Raw genomic sequence first — 18,842 nt, forward strand, 5'->3', positions numbered from 1 at the left:
CTTTTTCCATCATGCGGCCGACCCCGGTGACCCTGTCCACTTCTTTGGCCGCCATGCCGAGGTCTGGACCACACCGTCCACCGCGTGGACCTGCGGAAATCCCGCCGCACTGGCGCTGAGCTGGAGGAATTCACCCGGGGGCGGCCCGGCGCCGCAAGGCGTGCAGCGCGCGGCCCGGGTGTGACGTACGCCTCCGCGCGGCGGGGGCCGGAGACACGGAGGGGGCCGGAGACACGGAGGGGGGCGGGAGACGCGGAGGGGGCGGGCGCCCGCGTGGACGCCCGCCCCCCTTGCCGTCGTGCCGGTTACGGCGTGACGGAGCCGATCTGCACGTTGCCGGTGCCCGCGACCGAGCCGCGGGCGTTCACCAGCTGGACGCGGCCGAAGAATTCGCGGCCCGCGGGGGCCGCCGCGAGGGCGGTCACCGTGCCGGAGAACGTGGCCGACTGGCCGGTGCCGAGCTTGACCGACGCGGACTGGTCGACGCCGACGGTGCCGAGCGTCGTCGAGAAGAACACGTCACGGTAGTCGTACGCGGTGGTCCCGGCCGGGATCGAGTAGCCGTCGACCTCGATCGTGTAGGTGCCGGCGGCCGGGGAGGCGATGGAGACCGCTTCCTCGGAGTCGCCGTCGGCGGACTGCCCGACGACCGTGCCCGCCGCGTTGTACACGACCAGGTCCAGGTCGGCGGCGGTGTCGGAGACGTTGCCGATGGCGACGTCGAGCGACGTGGCGCCCGCGGGCACCTCCACCGTGGTGACCTGGGTCTCGCCCTGCGCGATGGTCGGGCGGGCGGGCTTGGCGGAGCCCAGCGGGCCGCCGACCAGGTGGCCGTCGAGGGCGGCGAAGGTGTTGGTCGCCTTCCAGGTGACGGCGGTCGGGGTGCCGACCTTGACCTCGGGGACGGTCACGGTCGCCGGGTCGAAGACCGCGCCGAGGACGGAGACGTCCAGCTTGTACGGGTTGTCGAGCAGCGGCGAGGTGCGGCGCGACTCGACCTCGATCTCCCAGACGCCGGGCTGCGGGTTCGGGTACGCCCGCACGTCGGGCTTGCAGCCGTTGCCGTCCAGGTAGTTGTTGTAGCAGTACGGGGTCGAGGTGTTGTCGACCGGGACGCCGTACGGGTGGATCGCGATGAAGCGGGTCTGGCTCTTGTCCTTCAGACCGCCGATCGCGACCTCCAGCGAGGTGGCGCCCTCGGGCACCGTCACGAAGTACGACTGCGAGCTGTTGCGCTGCACCGTGTCGGAGGCGGAGTAGGTGTACTTGACCGGCTCCGAGACGACGACGGTGGTGAGGATCTGCCGGTCCAGGCCCTCGGTCTTCGGGTCGTCCAGCTCCAGGATGGCGCTCTTGAGCCCGGCGGACCGCGGGTTGGCCTGCACCTTGACGGTCACCGGCTGGTTGAGGCCCAGCTTGATCTCGTCCGAGCCGAGGATCTTGAAGGTGTTCCCGGCGTTGTTCTCGAAGTGCAGCTCGTGCCGGATCGCCTTGTCGGCGCCGGTGGTGCGGGTGATCGTGATGTCGTACGACTTCTTCTGACCGGCCTTGAGGCCGCCCTCGCGGTCGTAGAGGCCGGTGCCGAAGCCCGGGGTCTTCAGCGCGTAGTCGATCGCCGTGTCCACGGGCGCCTTGACCGAGTACTCATGGGCGGTCGCACCCTTGCGGATGGACTTCCAGGCGTCCGGGATGTTGATGAGGCCCGCGCCCTCCTCGTACGCCTGCACACCCTTGATGTGGTCGGCGGTCGAGGTCAGGGCGGTGCGCAGGGTGGCCGGGGTCAGCTCGATGTGCTTCTGCTTGGCGGCCGAGATCAGCAGCGCCGAGGCGCCCGCGGCCTGCGGGGACGCCATCGAGGTGCCCTGGAGCATGGAGTAGCCGGCCGGCAGCGAGTAGCCCGCCTCGGCGACCGGGCCGCCCGGCAGCCAGGTCTGCGTGGTGTTGATCGCGGCGCCCGGCGCGGACAGGGTCGGCGTGAAGCCGCCGTCCTCGCGCGGACCGCGCGAGGAGAAGGGCATCATCGCGTACTTCTTCTCCACGACCGAGCCGTAGTTGGCGGCCCAGGTCTGCTTGGAGATGGTCGCGCCGACCGAGATCACCTTGTCGGCGAGCCCGGGGTCGCCGATCGTGTTGGCGCCGGGGCCGGAGTTGCCGGCCGAGATGACCAGCTGGACGCCGTAGGTGTCGATGAGCCGCGTGTACATCAGCGCGCGGACGTTGTTGCCGTCGTTGAGCGCCGGCAGACCGCCGATCGACATGTTGACGATGTCGACCCCGCGGTTGGCGACCAGGTCGACCATGCCCTCGGTGAGCGCGACGTTGGTGCAGCCGCCGGTCCAGGTGCAGGCCCGCGAGGAGACGATCTTCGCGCCCGGGGCCGCGCCGTTCATCTTGCCGCCGAAGAGGCCGTTGGCCGCGGTGATGCCGGCCACGTGCGTGCCGTGCTCGGACTCGATGAGGCCGATGTTGACGAAGTCGGCCTTCGCGCCCGCCGCGTTGTAGACGACGTCCTTGCGGATCTCGACGACGAACGGCTGCCGCTCGACGACGTCGGTGGCCGGGTCGTCGGTGCCGAAGTAGCCGACCTGGAAACCGTCCTTGTACGGCTTCATCGGCTCGTCGTCGCTGAAGTCGTTGTTGTTGTTCAGGTCGACGCGGACGGTGCCGTTCTTCGCGTCGTACAGCACACCCCAGCTGTCGGTGGTGTCGCCGTCCCGGTTGACGTCGCCTGCGGCGTCGCCGCCGACCGTGTACGACTCCAGGAAGGTGCTGATCTGGTACGAACCGGCGGGCGCCTTCCAGGTCTTGCCGCCGTAGCCGAACGTCGGACCGGAGACCGAGGTGAGCATCGGGCGCCAGGTGCGGTCGCCGTCGACCAGCGGGTCGGTCGCCGTCACCCAGTCGACGATCTTCCGCTCGCCCGTGGTGGTCTTCTGCAGCGCCGGGTGGCCGAGGTCCACGCCCGAGTCCAGGACGCCGATGGTGACACCGCGGCCGTCCGCCTTCGGGTTGGCCTTCACGAAGTCGACGGCGCCCGTCTCGAAGGACGGGTTGTACGGGTTCTCGGCCGGGGTCTTCTTGCCCGGGGCCGGGTAACCGGCCTTCGCGCCGGACGACTTGGTGGCGCCGCCCGCGGGGCTCGGGTCGTCGAGCGGGATGTCCTTGCGCAGGTCGATGGCCTGCACCGAGGAGAGCTTCGCGGCCGCGGCGAGCGCCGCGTCGGCCTTGGCGGTGGGGACGGTGGCGCGGACGTAGCCGAGCTTGTCGTACGCCTTGCCGACCGAGCCGCCCTTGACCGCGTCGAGCTGGTCGGTGACCTGGGCCGTCCTGCCCGGCTCGGTGGCGATCATCATCGTGACGTCGGCGTCGCCGTCGGCCTTGGCAGCGGCCAGCAGATCGGCGTCGTCGCTGCCCAGCTTGTCGTGCGCGGACTTGACGGCGTCGACCGCGGGGGCGGTGGCGGCGGGGCCGTCGGCGGCGAGGGCCAGGGGTATCGGCCCCGCCGCACAGAGCGCGGCCACCAGACCGGCGACCGCGGCCGTGCGGGCCGTGCGTCTCGCGCCCGATATCGGTTCGCGCTGGGGGGTGAAGGTCATCGGCATCCCTTGTACGTAAAGGAACGAACGTGGATCGATCAGAGCCGATCGGCTCTGGTCGGACGAGCGCTCAGCTTTACTCAAGAGACAGTTGTTTGGCGAGTGTTGACCGAAAAGATATGGACGTATGGGGAAAACCCGCGATGCCCTTTGCGGACGAAACCCCTCAATCGGGCCGTCGCGCGCGGGAGATGGCCGGGAAGGCGCCGGCGGCGCGGTCCCGGCGTCTACCGTCCAGCCATGCGCAAGAAGTTGAGGGTGGCGGCCTACGCCGTGTGCGTCCGCGACGACCACCTGCTGATGGCCCGCTGGACCGGCGGCGGGGGACCGCCGCTGTGGGCCCTGCCGGGCGGCGGCCTCGAACACGGCGAGGACCCGTACGACGCGGTACGGCGCGAGGTCGAGGAGGAGACCGGGTACCTCATGGACGTCACCGCGCTGCTCGGCGTCGGCGCCGCCCGCCGGATCACCCGGCGCCGCTTCGGCCGGGCCGTCGACGGCCACACCGTCCGGGTCCTCTACGAGGGCCTGATCACCGGCGGCGCGCTGCGCGACGAGGTCGGCGGCTCCACCGACCGGGCCGCCTGGCACCCGCTCGCCGAGGTGCCCGCCCTGGAGCGCTCCGACGCGGTCGACATCGCCCTCGCCCTGTGGCGGGAGCGCCCGGCCAGCGGCAGGAACGGCTAGCGACCCGCGACCCGGCGCCCCTCGGGCGGCCCGCCCCGCTCCCGCCCCGGACGGAGTTCCCGGCCCGCCCCGCGCCCGCCCCGGACGAGATTCCCGGCCCGCCCCGCACCCGGCCCTGACGGCTTCCCCGGCCGTCCGGAGTCCGCCCCCGAACGGCTTGACTACCCCGTCAGATGAACGCTGAGTGACCGGGTCCGGGCCGTTCGAGGAGCGGTGGTGGACGCGCAGGGTGGCCCAAGATCGACGTACCGTGATCGGTGTTGCGCGTTGCCGCCTCGTTCACGCACAGGTCATCCCCGATGCCAAGCATCCAGAGCGAGCGGGAATGTTCGCGGAAGCGATCACCCGCGACCACTGCCGACGCGTTCGCACTCGGGGAGACCGCGCCATGTCGCGCACACGCTCTGTCGCCAGCTCCGTGCTGGGCATCAACCGTCGTACCGTCCTCGCCGCCACCGGCGCGGCGGCCGTCTCCGCGGGTGTCGGCTACGCCCTGCGGCCCACCGAAAGCCAGGCCGCCACCACCGCGGACACCCGGGTCGTGGCCCAGTCGCGCAAGGCGCCCGCCGCGCCGCTCGCCCCCTACACCAAGGGCACCACGCTGGCGACCGTCGCCGCCCCGCGCACCTCCACCGGCTACCGCCGTCTCGGCGACGGCCCCGGCTGGAGCCGGGTGGTGCGCGGCGAACTCGCCGCCGCGAAGTCCGGCCGGGCCGCCCGCCGTACCGCGCTCGCCGCCTTCGTGCAGCTCACCGACCTGCACCTGATCGACAGCCAGCACCCGATGCGCCTGGAGTACCTGCGCTCCACCGACCGGCACGCCTGGCGCCCGCACGAGGCGCTGACCGTGCAGGGCGCGGTCTCCCTGGTCGAGCGGGTCAACGCGCTGCGCGGGGCGCCCGTCACCGGTTCGCCGCTGCACTTCGCGATGACGACCGGCGACAACACCGACAACAACGCCAAGACCGAACTCGACTGGTTCCTCACCATCATGAGCGGCGGCCGGATCACCCCCGGCTCCGGGGACCCGCGCCACTACGAGGGCGTCCAGAACAGCGGGCTCACGCAGTACTGGCAGCCCGACTCCACCGTCCGGGACGCCGACAAGCAGGCCGGGTTCCCGCACCTGGCGGGCTTCCTGGCCGCCGCCACCCGCGAGGTCCGCAGCCCCGGCCTCAACCTGCCCTGGTACTCCACCGTCGGCAACCACGACGCGATGCCGCTGGGCTGCTACGGGCACGGCGACTCCTGGCTCGCCGAGTACGCGGTCGGCGGCAGGAAGCTGATGTCGCTGCCCGCGGCCGACGCGAAGAAGCTCCAGAACGCCATCAAGGGCGGCAAGGACCCGCGCGGCACCGCGTTCCGGGACATGCTCAAGGCGCACGCCCGCTCCATGCGCCCGGTCACCCCCGACGAGCGGCGCGCCCCCTACACCCCGGCCGAGTACCTCAAGGCGCACCTGGACCCGGCCCACCGCGGCCTCGGCCCGGTCGGACACGGCTACTCCTCCGCCAACCTCGCCGCGGGCACCCAGTACTACGCCTTCCGGATCTCGGACGACGTCGTCGGCGTCAGCCTCGACACCACCGACCCGGGCGGCCACTACGAAGGGTCCATCGGAACGGCCCAGTTGAAGTGGCTCGACCGCCAACTGCGGGACAACAAGGACTCATACGTCATTGTCTTCAGCCACCACACCAGCAAGACGATGACCAACACGTCCCACGCCGACCCGTCCCGCCCCGCCGAGCGGCGCCACAACGGCCAGGAGGTGCTGGCCCTCCTCGGCAGCCACCGCAACGTCCTCGCCTGGGTCAACGGCCACATCCACCGCAACGACATCACCCCGCACTCGGCGCCCGACGGCCGCTCCTTCTGGGAGATCTCCACCGCGTCCCACGTCGACTTCCCCCAACTCGCCAGGATCATCGAGGTGGTGGACAACAAGGACGGCACGGTCTCGCTGTTCACCACGCTCGTCGAGTCCGCGGCCCCGCACCGCACGGACTTCGGCGACCTCTCCCAGACCGGACTGGCCGCCCTCTACCGGGAGTTGTCCTTCAACGCCCCCGGCGCCAGCACCGTGCTGGGCGGCGACCCGGCCGACCGCAACACCGAACTGGTCCTGAAGAAGGGCTGACCCGGGCGTCAGTCGACGTCCATCGGGTCCGGGCTCGGCGGCAGCGGCTCGTCGGCGTCCGGCATGTCGACGTCGCTGTCGGTCCAGTCGGGCGGGTCCACCGGGGGTGAGTTGTTCCCGCCCGCGGCCGGGTCGTAGTGCGGGTTCGGGATGTACTGCCCGTGCGTGCCGTCCGGGTTCATCCGCCACACGCCCTTGATGTACTCGGGCCTGATCCCGCCGGGGAAGGCGATCTCCTGCTGGTCCGGGTACGGGGAGTGGCTGCCGTAGGTGGCGTTGATGTCGATGCCGCCGGGTGCCCGGATGTCGTACACGTACTGCGGGCCCCAGTCGAGGTGGTCCGAGGTGGTGGTGGAGACGTACTGCGCGGGCTGGTTGGTCAGCACGTAGTTCCACAGATCGGCGCCGGACGGGTTCTTCGGCCGGAACCCCTGCTCGAAGATGATCGACGGGTCGCGGGTGTCCGACCGGTACAGCGGCTCGTTCGAGGTGCGGGGGACGACGTAGTCGGGGATGCCGTCCCAGTTGATGTTCGGCTCGGCGGCCACCGCGCGCGGATCGGGGCCGACGCCGGTGCTGTTGGACCCCGGGTCGTCGCACGAGCCGGCGATCCCGGCCGGGTGGTCCTCGCCGAGGCCGGGCGGGTCAGGGGGGTCGGCGACGCCCGGCGCGTCCGGCATCTCGGTGTCGGGCCCCGCCGCGTCCCCGAACGCGGCCTCGGCCGCCGCCTCGGCCTCCTCGTAGGTGTCGAAGCCGGAGAGGGTGAGCGCGGACATCGCGTCGATCAGCGCGCCGACGCCGCCGTCGCCCGGCGGGTCGGCGGCGAGGACGGCCGTCGGCGCGAGGACGGCCCCCGGCGCGAGGACGGCCGTCGGCGCGGGGGCGGCCCTGGTGGTGAACGAGGCCCGCGTGACGACGGTGCCGACGTCCGCCCGCTGCGAGGAGACCGTCGCCCCCTCCCCGCAGTCCTCCTTGTCCGGGTCCTCCTTGTCGGGGTCGTCGTCGGGATCGGGCCGCTCCTCGCCCCCGGAGTCGGCGCTCCCGCCGTCGACCGAACTCCCCCCGGAGGAACCGCCGGAACTGCTCCCGCCGGAACTGCTCCCGCCCGAGCTGGAGCCGCCCGATCCGGAGGCACCGCCGAAGATCAGCCCCCCGGTGGTGAGCCCTCCGACGATGAGACCGCCGCTGGAGTTGCCACCACTGGAGTTGCCGCCGCTGGAGCTGCCTTCGCTGCTGGAGCCGCCGGAGCTGGAGGACCCGCCCGAGCTGGAGCCGGACGAGCTGGAGCCGCCCGAGCCGTTGGAGCCCCCCGAGTTCGAGGAACCGCCCGAGCTGGAACCGCCGGTGCCGGTGGAGCCACCCGTGCCGGAGGACCCGCCCGAGGAGCTCGAACCCCCGGTACCGGAAGTGCCGCCCGACCCGGAGGTGCCACGCGTGCCGGAGGTGCCGCCCGACCCCGAGGTGCCGCCGTTCGACGAGCTGCCCCCGGAACCCGACGACCCGCCCGAGCCGGACGCACCCCCGTGGGACGAACTCCCGTCGGAAGCACCTCCGTTGGAAGCACCTCCGTCGGCGGAGCCACCCGTGGACGACCCCCCGTCGGAGGACGAACCCCCGTCCGCGGAACCCCCGCTGCCGGACGCGCCCCCGCTCGGACTCCCGCCCGTCGTACCGCCGTCGGCGGTGCTCCCGCCGCTCAGGGTGCCGCCGACCACCGCCCCGCCGTCGGTCGAGTCGCCCCCGGTCCCGCCGGTGGCCCGGCCCCCGGTCGACGACGTGCCGCCCGTGACCGTCGTCCCGCCCGTGGACGAGCCACCGTCGTCCGACCCTCCCGAAGCAGATGACCCTCCCGAAGCGGACGACCCGCCCGAGGCGGAACTCCCCCCGGTGGCCGAACTCCCACCGGACGAGCCGCCGTTCGCGGCGGAGCCACCGGAGCCCTCGGTGCCCCCCGAGCCGTCGCTGCCACCCGCGCCGGTCGAGCCCTCCGTGCCACCGGAGCCGCTCGTCCCGCCGGTCGAACCGCTCGTCCCGCCGGTCGAGCCGTTCGACCCCCCTGCCGCGCCCCCGCTCGTCCCGCCGCCCGTGACGCCCCCGGCGGGACCCCCGCTCCCGCCCGCCTCCGCCGCTCCCGGGCAGTCGTCCGCGCCGGTGACCGCGCAGACCGCGGAGCGCAGGCCGTCGGCGACGGTGCCCCCGATCCCGCCGAAGGCCATCGCGCCGACGAGGGCCACGACCACCGCGACGAGCCCGAGGTACTCGACCGCCGTCTGACCGCGGTCCCGGCGCCAGCGGATCAGATGGGGCAGGGACGGCACCGCGATCCGGCGCCACCGGCGCACGGGACCGTGCGGCCGCGGCGCCCTGCCGCCCTCCGGCAGGTCGAACCAGGCCCGGCTGGGTCCCGCGCAGGTGAGGACCAACAGGGTTACCGGCAGCAGGAGTTGGCCGAAGCCGTGCGCGGAGCCCCGGTACATGTTGACGACGCTGCCCGCCACCAGCACGGACGAGACGCCGATCAGCCCGAGCCGCGCGCCCCGCCCGCCGGTCCACAGCCGACCGGCCAGCACCAGCCCGATGACGCCCGGCGCGACGGCGTACGCCACCAGCACGAGCAGCGACGGCCGCAGCAGCCCGTGGCCGGTCAGCGTGGCGATCGCCCGGACACCGCCCAACACCGTGACGGCGAACATCAGATGGAGCAGGGCGCGGGCCGTCACCAGCGTCCGCGGCAGCACCGGGCGGCCGTCGTGGACGGGAACGGCGGCCACCGGTGCGGGAGTTCGCGGCTCGGCCATGACGGTGCCCTCGCATCCGGCTCCGGCGTCCGGACGACGGCGTGGGGCCGTCGCTCCTCCCGAGCGCAGGCAGCCTAGGAGCCGCGTGGCCCGCCGCCCCAGGGCCCGGGGGCCCACCCCGGGCCCAATCCGCCGGGCCCATCAACTGGGCCCGGCGGCAGAGGGGTTGGCCGCGGATCAGAGCGAGGCGAGCCAGCTCAGGTAGGCGGCCCGCTGGGCGTCGAGGGTGGTGACGGCGTCGGCCGGGGCGTCGTCGAAGAGGTCCACCAGGTCCTCGCGGCGGCCCCGCCGTCCCGGGGTGAGCCGGTAGGCGCGGGTGCTCCCGGAGTCCCGGAGCATGCCGCTCTGGGCGACGTCCGGGCGGGCCGCGTTGATCGCCAGCAGCCAGCCCGCCTCCTCCAGTGCGCGCCGGACCCGGTCGAGGGCGTCGAGCAGGTCGTACCCGCGCCCCCCGGCGGTGCCCCAGGGGCCGGTCGCGGTGACGCGGAAGGCGTGCGACGGGTCCCCGGCGCTCGCGTCGACGGCCCACACGAGCGCGGCCCGCGCCCGTTCACCGGCGCGGACGGCGGTGGCGTCGTCCCGGCTGCCGAGGACCCGTTCGGCGCTCACCGGCGCTCCGGGCCGGGGGCGCGGCGGGGGAGAGGACGGGCCATGGTCACCACTCTCGTGCGGGCGGACGTCGAACGGCCGTACCGTAGCGCGCCCCCTCGCGCCACGGCCCCGCACCGTAGCGCGCCCCCTCGCGCCAAGGCCCCGCACCGTAGCGCGCCCCCTCGTGCCACGGCGTCCCGTACCTGTTGACCTGCGGATAACCGACCGGACCGGGACGCGCGGCGCCGCGTTCACCCCGGCGAAACGTCCATGCCGCCTCATGTCGCCTAACCCGCGGATCACGGGGGACGACTCATTACTCACTTGTGCGAGGCGGGTGGTCGTGTGCTGACGAGGCACGGGCTGCGGGTTCTGTCGGTCTACGAGGGATTCTTCTCCGGCGGCGCCCGGATCGTGCACAGCGATGTGCTGCTGGGGCTCGCGGAGGGCGGCCAGCACCATCGGGTGCTGAGCGTCCACGGAGAGGTGCACCGCGAGGCCACCCGCCAGCGGATGGAGGACGACGCCTGCTACCGGGCGCTGACCGGCGCCGGGATCGCGGTCGCCTCGCTGGGCCGGTTCGCCGTCGAGGGCGGCGCCGCCACGCCGTTCACCGGCCCCGAACTGGCGGACACCGCGCGGGCCACCGCGGGCGCCGACGTCGTCCTGTCCCTCAAGGAGCAGCCGCTGCGGCTGCTCAACCAGGCGGGGCTGCCGCGCAGGCCCGTCGTGGTCTGCCTGCACCGCTCCGACCCGGAGAACCAGGGCGGCGCCCTGGACGAGCTGCGGGCGGCCATCGCCGACGGCACGGTGGTCGCCTGCGTCTGCTGCGCCGAGTCGACCCGGGACGCGTACGCGGCGGCGGGCGTCCCGCGGGAGCTGCTGCACGTCGTCCCGAACGGCGTGGACCTGCTGCGGTTCCGTCCCGACCCGGCCCGCCGCCTGGCGGTGCGCTCGGCGCTCGGCATCCCGGCCGCGGCGCTCGTCGTCGTTCTCGCGGCCCGCTACGACGCGATGAAGAACGTCCCGCTGTTCCTGCGCGCGGCCCGTGCCTGGCTCGCGGGGCAGCAGGACGGGCGGGTGCTGCTGTGCGGGGCGGGGATGACGGCGGCCAACCACGGTCTCGCGGCGGACGTCAGGGCGGCGTTCGGCGGGGACGGCGGCATGGCGGACCGGGTCCGCCTGCTGGGCGTGCGGCGGGACATGGAGGCCGTGTACGCGGCGTCCGACGTGGTCGCGCTCACCTCGTCCTGGGGCGAGGCCGCGCCGCTCTGCCTGGTCGAGGGGATGATGTGCGGCGCCGTCCCGGTCACCACGGACGTCGGCGACAGCGCGGCGATCGTCTCCGGCCTGGGGTTCGTGACGCCGTCCGACCCCGACGCGATCGCCCGCGCCTGGTCGGCCGCGGTCGCCGGCCGGCCGTCCCTGACCGCCGCGCTCGCGGCGAGCCGTGAACGCTTCAGCCGGACGCGCATGATCGCGGCCTACGCGGACCTGCTCGACCGCGTGGTCCGCGAGGCGCACCAGGTCCCCGGGACGTACGGGACCCGTGAGCCGTCCGGGAGGCACGTGCTTCCCGATGTCCTCGGGGCTCCCGAGATCCCCGGCGCGCACGGGGCGCACGGCACGCACGGGACCCATGAGATCCCCGACGGACTTCACCCCGGACTCGGCGGCTAGCCCCGCGGAGGTCACCCCCGCCCCCCGCTCCTCACACCCCCCGCTCCTCCTCTCCCCGTGCCCGGCGGGCGAACCGGTCCGCGTAGGCGGTCACCGCGGCGCGCAGTTCCTCGGGGCGTTCCACGGTGAAGGGGCGGTCGAGGGAGGCGAGGAGCGGGGGGAGCCAGTCGAGGCGCTCCACGCGCAGCTCGACCCGCAGCCAGCGGTCGGCGGCCGGGTCGGCGCCCTCCCGCGTCTCCTCGACGCGGGCGACGCTCGGCGGGAGCCGGGTGCGCAGCCCCTCGGGCGTGCCGTGGATCCGCAGGGTCACCTCGTGCCGGTAGGCGGCCGTGGCGAACCCGGTGATCAGCCGGTCCGCCGCGTCGTACCCGGCCGGGACCTCGAAGGAGCCGGGCAGCGGACGCGCGCCGGTGACCCGGTCGAGCCGCAGGGCGCGGTCCTCGCCGCGGTCCGGGTCGGCGCCGGTGACGTACCAGCGGCCCCCGTGCGCGACGATCCCGTACGCGTGCAGGCGCCGTTCGCCGTGGTTTCCCGTGCGGTCGGTGTAGCGGACCGACAGCGGCCTGCGGTGGCGCACCGCGTCGGCGACGGTGAGCAGGATCTCGGCGTCCGGGCGCGGCGACCCGGCGGGCCCCGGTGTGACGGCGAGGGAGTCGAGGAGCGTGTCCAGCCTGCGGGCGAGGTGGCCGGGGAGCACCCTGCGGATCTTGGCGGCGGCCGTCTCGCTCGCTGTTCCGGCGGCCGTCGTCAGCCCGGCGCGGCGCCCGGCGAGCAGGCCGAGGAGGACGGCGAGCGCCTCGTCGTCGCCGAGCATGAGCGGCGGCAGCCGGTGCCCGGGGCCGAGCCGGTAGCCGCCGTACCGGCCGCGCACCGTCTCCACCGGGATGCCGAGGTCGACGAGCCGGTCCACGTACCTGCGCACGGTCCGGTCCTCGACGCCGAGCCGTTCGGCGAGTTCGGCGGCGGTGCGGACGCCGCCCGACTGGAGGAGGTCCAGCAGGGTGAGCACGCGGCCGGTGGGTCGGGACATGGGTGCGAGCCTAGCCGCGATACCGGACCGGTTCTGTCCGGTATCCGTCCTAGCCTCGGAGGCACGACAGCGACCGACCCGTCCAGGGAGGACACCATGCAGTTCGTCTCCGTCCGCGTGATCACCGCCGACGTCGCCCGGCTCGTCGCCTTCTACGAGCGGGTCACCGGGGTGACCGCGACGTGGGCCACCGAGGACTTCGCGGAGATCGTCACGCCCGGCGCCACCCTCGCCGTGGCCGGGGTCCGCACCGTCCCGCTCTTCGCGCCGGGCTCGGCCCGGCCCGCCGACAACCACAGCGTGATCGTCGAGTTCCTGGTCGACGACGTGGACCGGCTGCACGGCGCGGCGGCGGACGCCGAGCGGGTCGCCGGGCCCGCCACCATGCCCTGGGGCAACCGCTCGCTGCTGCTGCGCGACCCCGACGGGAACCTCGTCAACCTCTTCACCCCGGTCACCCCGGCCGCGCGGGAGAAGTTCGGGCTTGCCGCGCTCCCCGGCCCGGCGGCGAGCTGAGGAGGGACCGCCGGCGCGGCGGTCCCTCCTCTCCCCTCCTGGTGCCGCCCCCGTTCGTCACTACCGGGGCAGCACCACGACGTACGCGGCCGGTTCGCGGTCGTCGGCCGCCATCAGGGCGGTGCGGACGACGGTCGCCTGCTGGTCCATCGCCTCGCGGAGCTTGCGCGGTGTCACATGGACGACCGTGATGCCCAGCCGCTCCAGATGCTCCCTCTTCCTGGCGTACTCCGACCAGAGGGCGTCCTCGTCCGTGCGCGGCGCGCGGGTGTCGAGTTCGACCGCGACCGCCTGGTCGGGCCAGTAGGCGTCGAGGCCGCCGAGGTGCGGGCCGCCGGGCATCCGCAGGTCGACGTTCCAGACCGGGTCGGGCAGGCCGAACTCCCGGACCATGCGGTAGAGCCGGTCCTCCGCGATCGAACGGCCCTCCGCCAGCAGGGAGTCCACCGCGTCCACCACGTGCGGCCTGGTCAGCAGCTTCGCCGCGGTCAACGCCCGTACCACCGAAGCCGGTTCGCAGTGGCCGCCGCGGACCGCCTCGGTGAGCAGCAGCCGTACGGTCTCCGCGTCCGACAGGTCCGCGACCGCGTCCGCGAGGGCGCGCGGCACCGGCGCGACCGGAACTCCCGCCCGCTGCACGGGGACCGGCGGATGCGCCGCGCGCACCACCCTGGCCCGCCCGGTGGAGCGCAGCCGCCGCCTGCGCGGCACCAGCACGTCGATCCGGTCGAGCGAGAGCAGCCCCGGCGCGCTGCCGAACCCGTGCAGGGAGAGCGCCGCGAGTCCGGTGATCTGGGCCTCCGGGTACGGCGCGCGGTGGGGCGCCCCGGCCGCGGGCTGTACCGGCACCCCGGGGGACCGCTCCTTCGCCGCGTACATGAGCACCGCGTGCAGCCGCTCCTCGCCGGTCGGCGGGCCCGGGTGGAGCAGGAACACGCCGGGCAGGAGCTGCTGCCAGGGCCCGCCGGGGCGGCAGCGCTCGCCTGCCGCGGCGGGCGAGACGCCGCGCGCCCGGAGCTGAGCCGACGTCAGGAGGCGGTGCCGCACGTCGGGGCGGTGGCGCGGGAGGCGGGGCGAGACGGGCGGCCGTGGGGGGAGTTGCTGGGTCATGGAACGGGTATGCCGCGCCCGAATCGCGAAGTAACCGCTGTTACACGCTCGTCGACAAATGCGGACAAGGCGGAGCTAAAGGATGAGGGTGCGGATGCCGAGTAGGCACCGAAAACCCCTGGTCCGTCCGGGGCGGGCCAGGGGTTACGGGGGCGAATGACCGGATTCCGTAACGGTCACCGGTGGCTTAGGCGTTGGCCAAAGATCGGTGCCGGGCGGGGTCCGGGGCCAGGGCTCAGAGCCGCGCCGCCTCCTGCGCCCGCAGGGCCCGCGCCAGATCGTCCCTGGCCTCCAGCACCAGCCTGCGCAGCGCCGGAGCCGACCCCTCGTGGGAGGCGAGCCACGCGTCCGTCGCGGCCAGCGTGCCCGCCGCGTCCTGCGGCGTCGGGAAGGACGGGAAGAGGCCGCGCACCACGTCCATGCCGATCTGGATCGACCTGCGCTCCCACACCCCCTCGATCGCCGCGAAGTACTTCTCCGTGTACGGCGCCGTCAGCTCCCGCTGCGAGGACTGCGCGAAGCCCGCGATCGTCGCCTCCACCAGCGCGTTGGAGAGCGCGTCCGACTCCACCACCTGCGCCCACGCCTGCGCCTTGACCGCGGCCGACGGGCGCGCGGCGAGACAGCGGACCTGGTGGCGCTTGCCGGACGCCGTGTCGTCGCGGGCCAGTTCGGCCGCGAGGACCCGCTCGTCGGCCCGCCCGTGCGACGCCAGCGGCTCCAGGAGCACCCACCGCAGCTCCTGGTCGACGTCGAGCCCGTCGATCTTCTCGGTGCCGTCGAGCAGCCCCGCCAGCAGCGCCAGGTCCTCGGGCGCCGACGCCACCGACGCGTGGAACCGCGCCCACGCCAACTGCTGCTCGCTGCCCGGCACCGCCTCGCGCAGATCCCGCAGCGCGACCTCCGCCAGCAGCTTCCCGCCGGTCTCCCGCCAGGCCGGCGGCGCGTAGTTGACCAGCGCCGAACCGGCCCACGCGTGCAGCATCTGGAGCACGCCGATGTCGCTCTCGCGGCGGGCGAACCGGGTCACCAGGTCGATGAAGTCCGGCGCGTTCAGCAGCGCGTCCCGGGTCATGTTCCACAGCGCCGACCAGCACAGGGCGCGGGCCAGCGGGTCCGTCATCGTGCCGAGGTGGTCGCGCAGGGTCGCCAGCGACGTCGCGTCGAAGCGGGTCTTGCAGTACGTGAGGTCGTCGTCGTTGACCAGCACCAGCCCGGGGGCGGGCTGCCCGGCCAGCTCCGCCACCACCGTGCGCGGGCCGTCGACGTCCGTCTCGGCGCGCGCGTACCGCACGAGCGCGCCGTCCTCCAGCCGGTACAGGCCGATCGCCACCCGGTGCGGGCGCAGCTCCGGGTGCGACTCGGCGGCCTCCTGGAGCACCGCCAGCTCGCCGATCCGGCCCTCCGCGTCCAGCACCACCTGCGGGGTGAGCGCGTTGACGCCCGCCGTCTGGAGCCAGGACCGCGCCCAGCCGCCCATGTCCCGGCCGCTGGTCTCCGCCAGTACCGCCAGCAGGTCGGACAGGCGCGTGTTGCCGTACGCGTGCCGCTTGAAGTAGCGGCGCGCGCCCTCCAGGAACGCGTCCTGGCCGACGTACGCCACCAGTTGCTTCAGGACGCTCGCGCCCTTGGCGTAGGTGATGCCGTCGAAGTTGAGCTTGGCGTCCTGGAGGTCGCGGATGTCGGCGGTGACCGGGTGGGTGGAGGGCAACTGGTCGGCGCGGTACGCCCACGCCTTGCGGCGGTTGGCGAAGGTGATCCAGCCGTCCTCGAAGCGGGTCGCGCCGACCAGCGCGAACGCGCCCATGAAGTCGGCGAACGACTCCTTGAGCCACAGGTCGTCCCACCACTCCATGGTGACCAGGTCGCCGAACCACATGTGCGCCATCTCGTGCAGGATGACGTTGGCGCGGCTCTCGTACGACGAACGCGTCACCTTCCCGCGGAAGATGTACTCCTCGCGGAACGTCACCAGGCCCGGGTTCTCCATCGCGCCGAGGTTGTACTCGGGCACGAACGCCTGGTCGTACTTGCCGAACGGGTACGGGAAGTCGAAGTGCTCGTGGAAGAAGTCCAGGCCCTGCTTGGTGACCAGGAAGATGTCGTCGGCGTCGAAGTAGGGCGCGAGCCCCTTGCGGCACAGCGCGCCGAGCGGGATCTCCAGGCGGGAGCCGTCGGGCAGCTCACGCGTGTAGGAGTCCGTCACGTAGTGGTAGGGGCCCGCCACCACACAGGTGATGTACGTGGAGATCGGCTTGGTCTCCGCGAACCGCCACACGCCGTCGGTCTGCGTGCCCGCGCCGTTGGACCACACCGTCCAGCCCTCGGGGGCGCGCACCTCGAAGCGGTAGGGGGCCTTCAGGTCGGGCTGCTCGAAGTTGGCGAACACCCGCCGCGCGTCGGCCGGTTCGTACTGCGTGTACAGGTAGACCTCGCCGTCCTCCGGGTCGACGAAGCGGTGCATGCCCTCGCCGGTGCGGGAGTAGGCGCAGCGTGCGTCCACCACCAGCTCGTTCTCGGCGGCCAGGTCCTCCAGGAGGATGCGGGTGCCGTCGAAGACCGCGCCCGGGTCGAGGTCGCGTCCGTTGAGCGACAGGGCCGTCACGCTCGGTGCGATCAGGTCGGCGAAGCTCGACGCGCCCGGCTCGTTGCAGCGGAAGCGGATCGTGGTCAGGGAGCGGAACGTCCGCGGCCCCTCACCGGCGTCGTCGCCCACGGCCGAGCGCAGGTCGAGGGAGACCTCGTACCCGTCGACGGAGAGCAGCGCGGCCCGCTCCCGGGCCTCGTCACGGGACAGATTCTCACCGGGCACGGGCGGCACTTCCTCTGGTGGTGTGGTGGAGTCGGGACAGCACCGATCCTGCCATGCGCCCCTGACGGCGGACAGCCGGGAATGGGGTGAGCGGTGGGCGGTGTTGCGAGGACAGACGCCTTTGTGAAGACGCCTTCATTCCGAGGAGAGCCATGCCCGAGAACGCGACCACTCCCGCGAAGACCCCTGTCGACTTCTGGTTCGACCCGCTCTGTCCCTGGGCCTGGATGACCTCCCGGTGGGTGCTGGAGGTGGAGAAGGTCCGCGACATCGAGATCCGCTGGCACATCATGAGCCTCGCCGTCCTGAACGAGGACCGGGTCGACGAGCTGCCCGAGGAGTACCGGGACATGCTCGCCACCAAGGCGTGGAAGCCGGTCCGGGTGGCCACCGCGGCCTGGCAGAAGCACGGCGCCGATGTCCTCGGCCCGCTGTACACCGCGCTCGGCACCCGCTTCCACAACAACGGCGAGGGCCCGACCACCGAGGCCATCGCCGCCGCCCTGGCCGACGCCGGACTCCCCGCCGACCTGATCGACTACGCCGACCAGGAGGACTTCGAGTTCGACGCCCAGCTCCGCGCCTCCCACAAGGAGGGCATCGACCTGGTCGGCCAGGAGGTCGGCACCCCGGTGATCGCGGTGCCCGGCGCCGACGGCGAGCAGGTCGCCTTCTTCGGCCCGGTCGTCACCCCGGCCCCGCAGGGCGAGCAGGCCGCCCGCCTCTGGGACGGCACCCTCGCGGTCGCCTCCGTCCCCGGCTTCTACGAGATCAAGCGCACCCGCACCAAGGGCCCGGACTTCAGCAACCTCTAGACGGCGCCCGCGGGGTGGCGGCCGCCGCCGTCACCCCGTCCCGTCCGGTGCCCCCGCCCCGTCCCTGGCCAGCACCGCCAGGTCGGGGAAGTCCGTCACCACCGCGTCCACGCCCAGCCGCCGGTGGAGCGCGTACTCGGCGAAGGCGTCGCCGAAGCCGTTCGGGTCGCTCCCGCGCCGGAAGTCCACCGGCAGGAACTGGTTCTCCGCGCGGAAGGTGTACGCGCCCACCCGCAGCCCGGCCGCGTGCGCGTCGGCCACCAGCGTGGTCGGCGTGCCGAGCCGCCCGTCCGCGCCGACCGGCACGACCGAGGTCTTGTCAGGGCCGATCCAGTCGGCGTACTCCGCGATCCCGGCGAGGCCCGCCGGGGTCATCAGGTCCGCGTACGTCGTCGGATCGCCCGCCGCCACCAGGTCGTACGGCCCGCCCGTGGTGCCCAGCGCCTGCCACAGCGGCAGCCCGAGCCGCTGCGCCGCCACCCGCCGCAGGCTCGACGGCTCGAAGGACTGCACCACGCACTCGCGCGGCCCCAGCCTGTTGCGCCGCACCGCCTCGGCCAGCTTCCCCTCGAGCGGCAGTCCGATCGAGCGGAAGTAGGTGGGGTGCTTGGTCTCCGGGAAGACGGCGACGGTCCGCCCGTACCGGCGCGACAGGCGCCGCGCCAGGTCGACGACCTCCTGGAAGGTGAGCACCTGCTGCCGCCCGTCCAGGACGGTGTTGCGGTCGCGGACCCCGGGCAGCCGCTCCACCGCGCGCAGCGTCTTCAGCTCCGCCAGCGTGAAGTCCTCGGTGAACCAGCCGGTCACCGGCCGCCCGTCCACCGTCCGCGTGGTCCTGCGCCCCGCGAACTCCGGGTGCGCGGCGACGTCCGTGGTCTGCGAGATGTCGTTCTCGTGCCGCACGACCAGCACGTGGTCGCGGGTGGGCACCAGGTCGGGTTCGATCCAGTCGGCGCCGGTCTGCACGCCGTACGTGTACGCGGCGGCCGTGTGCTCGGGCCGCCAGCCCGCGGCGCCCCGGTGGCCGACGACCAGGGGCTGCCCGGCCCCCGCGGCGGCCGCGCGGG

Annotated in this window: 12 protein-coding genes; 5 read left to right on the top strand and 7 right to left on the bottom strand. The window is 73.7% G+C overall.

All coding sequences use genetic code 11. From position 1 onward, the window contains the following. Positions 1-305: 305 nt before the first annotated feature. The gene (locus tag GA0115242_RS09965; protein WP_093826725.1) at positions 306-3,596 is read right to left on the bottom strand and encodes a S8 family serine peptidase; all 3,291 of its coding nucleotides are present in this window, start codon (positions 3,594-3,596) and stop codon (positions 306-308) included. Between the two features lie 240 nt (positions 3,597-3,836). On the opposite strand from GA0115242_RS09965, the gene GA0115242_RS09970 reads away from it, so the two are divergent. Then, complete coding sequence (locus tag GA0115242_RS09970) at positions 3,837-4,283, top strand: NUDIX hydrolase (protein ID WP_093826727.1); 447 nt, start codon at positions 3,837-3,839, stop codon at positions 4,281-4,283. Between the two features lie 388 nt (positions 4,284-4,671). After that, entirely contained in the window at positions 4,672-6,423 is a 1,752-nt protein-coding gene (locus GA0115242_RS09975; RefSeq protein ID WP_093826729.1) for a TIGR03767 family metallophosphoesterase, read from the top strand. An 8-nt stretch (positions 6,424-6,431) separates the two neighbouring features. Here GA0115242_RS09975 and GA0115242_RS09980 read toward each other — a convergent pair whose 3' ends face one another. Then, positions 6,432-9,221: a scabin-related ADP-ribosyltransferase gene (locus tag GA0115242_RS09980; RefSeq protein ID WP_141721564.1), complete on the bottom strand. Its 2,790-nt coding sequence runs from the start codon at positions 9,219-9,221 to the stop codon at positions 6,432-6,434. A 177-nt stretch (positions 9,222-9,398) separates the two neighbouring features. Then, positions 9,399-9,830 (bottom strand): hypothetical protein, encoded by a 432-nt coding sequence (locus GA0115242_RS09985; protein WP_093826733.1) that lies wholly within the window; start codon positions 9,828-9,830, stop codon positions 9,399-9,401. Between the two features lie 327 nt (positions 9,831-10,157). Between GA0115242_RS09985 and GA0115242_RS09990 the strand changes: the two genes are divergently transcribed. After that, entirely contained in the window at positions 10,158-11,492 is a 1,335-nt protein-coding gene (locus tag GA0115242_RS09990; protein WP_093826735.1) for a glycosyltransferase, read from the top strand. A 31-nt stretch (positions 11,493-11,523) separates the two neighbouring features. Here GA0115242_RS09990 and GA0115242_RS09995 read toward each other — a convergent pair whose 3' ends face one another. Beyond that, positions 11,524-12,522 carry a helix-turn-helix transcriptional regulator gene (locus tag GA0115242_RS09995; RefSeq protein WP_093826737.1) on the bottom strand — a complete coding sequence of 333 codons (999 nt, stop codon included), beginning with the start codon at positions 12,520-12,522 and terminating at the stop codon, positions 11,524-11,526. 96 nt (positions 12,523-12,618) lie between these two features. Between GA0115242_RS09995 and GA0115242_RS10000 the strand changes: the two genes are divergently transcribed. Then, complete coding sequence (locus GA0115242_RS10000; protein WP_093826739.1) at positions 12,619-13,038, top strand: VOC family protein; 420 nt, start codon at positions 12,619-12,621, stop codon at positions 13,036-13,038. Positions 13,039-13,098: 60 nt separating this feature from the next. Here the strand turns inward: GA0115242_RS10000 and GA0115242_RS10005 are convergent, their stop codons facing one another. Together GA0115242_RS10005 and pepN are read right to left on the bottom strand one after the other, a co-directional pair. Further along, positions 13,099-14,148 (bottom strand): hypothetical protein, encoded by a 1,050-nt coding sequence (locus tag GA0115242_RS10005; RefSeq protein WP_093826741.1) that lies wholly within the window; start codon positions 14,146-14,148, stop codon positions 13,099-13,101. A gap of 235 nt (positions 14,149-14,383) precedes the next feature. Beyond that, positions 14,384-16,960: an aminopeptidase N gene (pepN, locus tag GA0115242_RS10010; RefSeq protein WP_093826743.1), complete on the bottom strand. Its 2,577-nt coding sequence runs from the start codon at positions 16,958-16,960 to the stop codon at positions 14,384-14,386. A 152-nt stretch (positions 16,961-17,112) separates the two neighbouring features. On the opposite strand from pepN, the gene GA0115242_RS10015 reads away from it, so the two are divergent. After that, complete coding sequence (locus GA0115242_RS10015; protein WP_093826745.1) at positions 17,113-17,775, top strand: mycothiol-dependent nitroreductase Rv2466c family protein; 663 nt, start codon at positions 17,113-17,115, stop codon at positions 17,773-17,775. Positions 17,776-17,805: 30 nt separating this feature from the next. Here GA0115242_RS10015 and GA0115242_RS10020 read toward each other — a convergent pair. After that, on the bottom strand, positions 17,806-18,842 hold a 1,037-nt coding region (locus GA0115242_RS10020), incomplete at its 5' end, for a glycerophosphodiester phosphodiesterase family protein (RefSeq protein ID WP_093826747.1).

This window comes from Streptomyces sp. SolWspMP-5a-2 (genome assembly GCF_900091845.1).
In the GTDB taxonomy this organism is placed as follows: Bacteria; Actinomycetota; Actinomycetes; order Streptomycetales; family Streptomycetaceae; genus Streptomyces; species Streptomyces doudnae.

Bases quoted from the DNA above. Each gene is read 5' to 3' on its own strand.
- GA0115242_RS09965 (WP_093826725.1), bottom strand. From the start codon at position 3,596: ATGACCTTCACCCCCCAGCGCGAACCGATATCGGGCGCGAGACGCACG.
- GA0115242_RS09980 (WP_141721564.1), bottom strand. From the start codon at position 9,221: ATGGCCGAGCCGCGAACTCCCGCACCGGTGGCCGCCGTTCCCGTCCAC.
- GA0115242_RS10015 (WP_093826745.1), top strand. From the start codon at position 17,113: ATGCCCGAGAACGCGACCACTCCCGCGAAGACCCCTGTCGACTTCTGG.
- GA0115242_RS09975 (WP_093826729.1), top strand. From the start codon at position 4,672: ATGTCGCGCACACGCTCTGTCGCCAGCTCCGTGCTGGGCATCAACCGT.
- GA0115242_RS10000 (WP_093826739.1), top strand. From the start codon at position 12,619: ATGCAGTTCGTCTCCGTCCGCGTGATCACCGCCGACGTCGCCCGGCTC.
- GA0115242_RS09970 (WP_093826727.1), top strand. From the start codon at position 3,837: ATGCGCAAGAAGTTGAGGGTGGCGGCCTACGCCGTGTGCGTCCGCGAC.
- GA0115242_RS09995 (WP_093826737.1), bottom strand. From the start codon at position 12,522: ATGTCCCGACCCACCGGCCGCGTGCTCACCCTGCTGGACCTCCTCCAG.
- GA0115242_RS10005 (WP_093826741.1), bottom strand. From the start codon at position 14,148: ATGACCCAGCAACTCCCCCCACGGCCGCCCGTCTCGCCCCGCCTCCCG.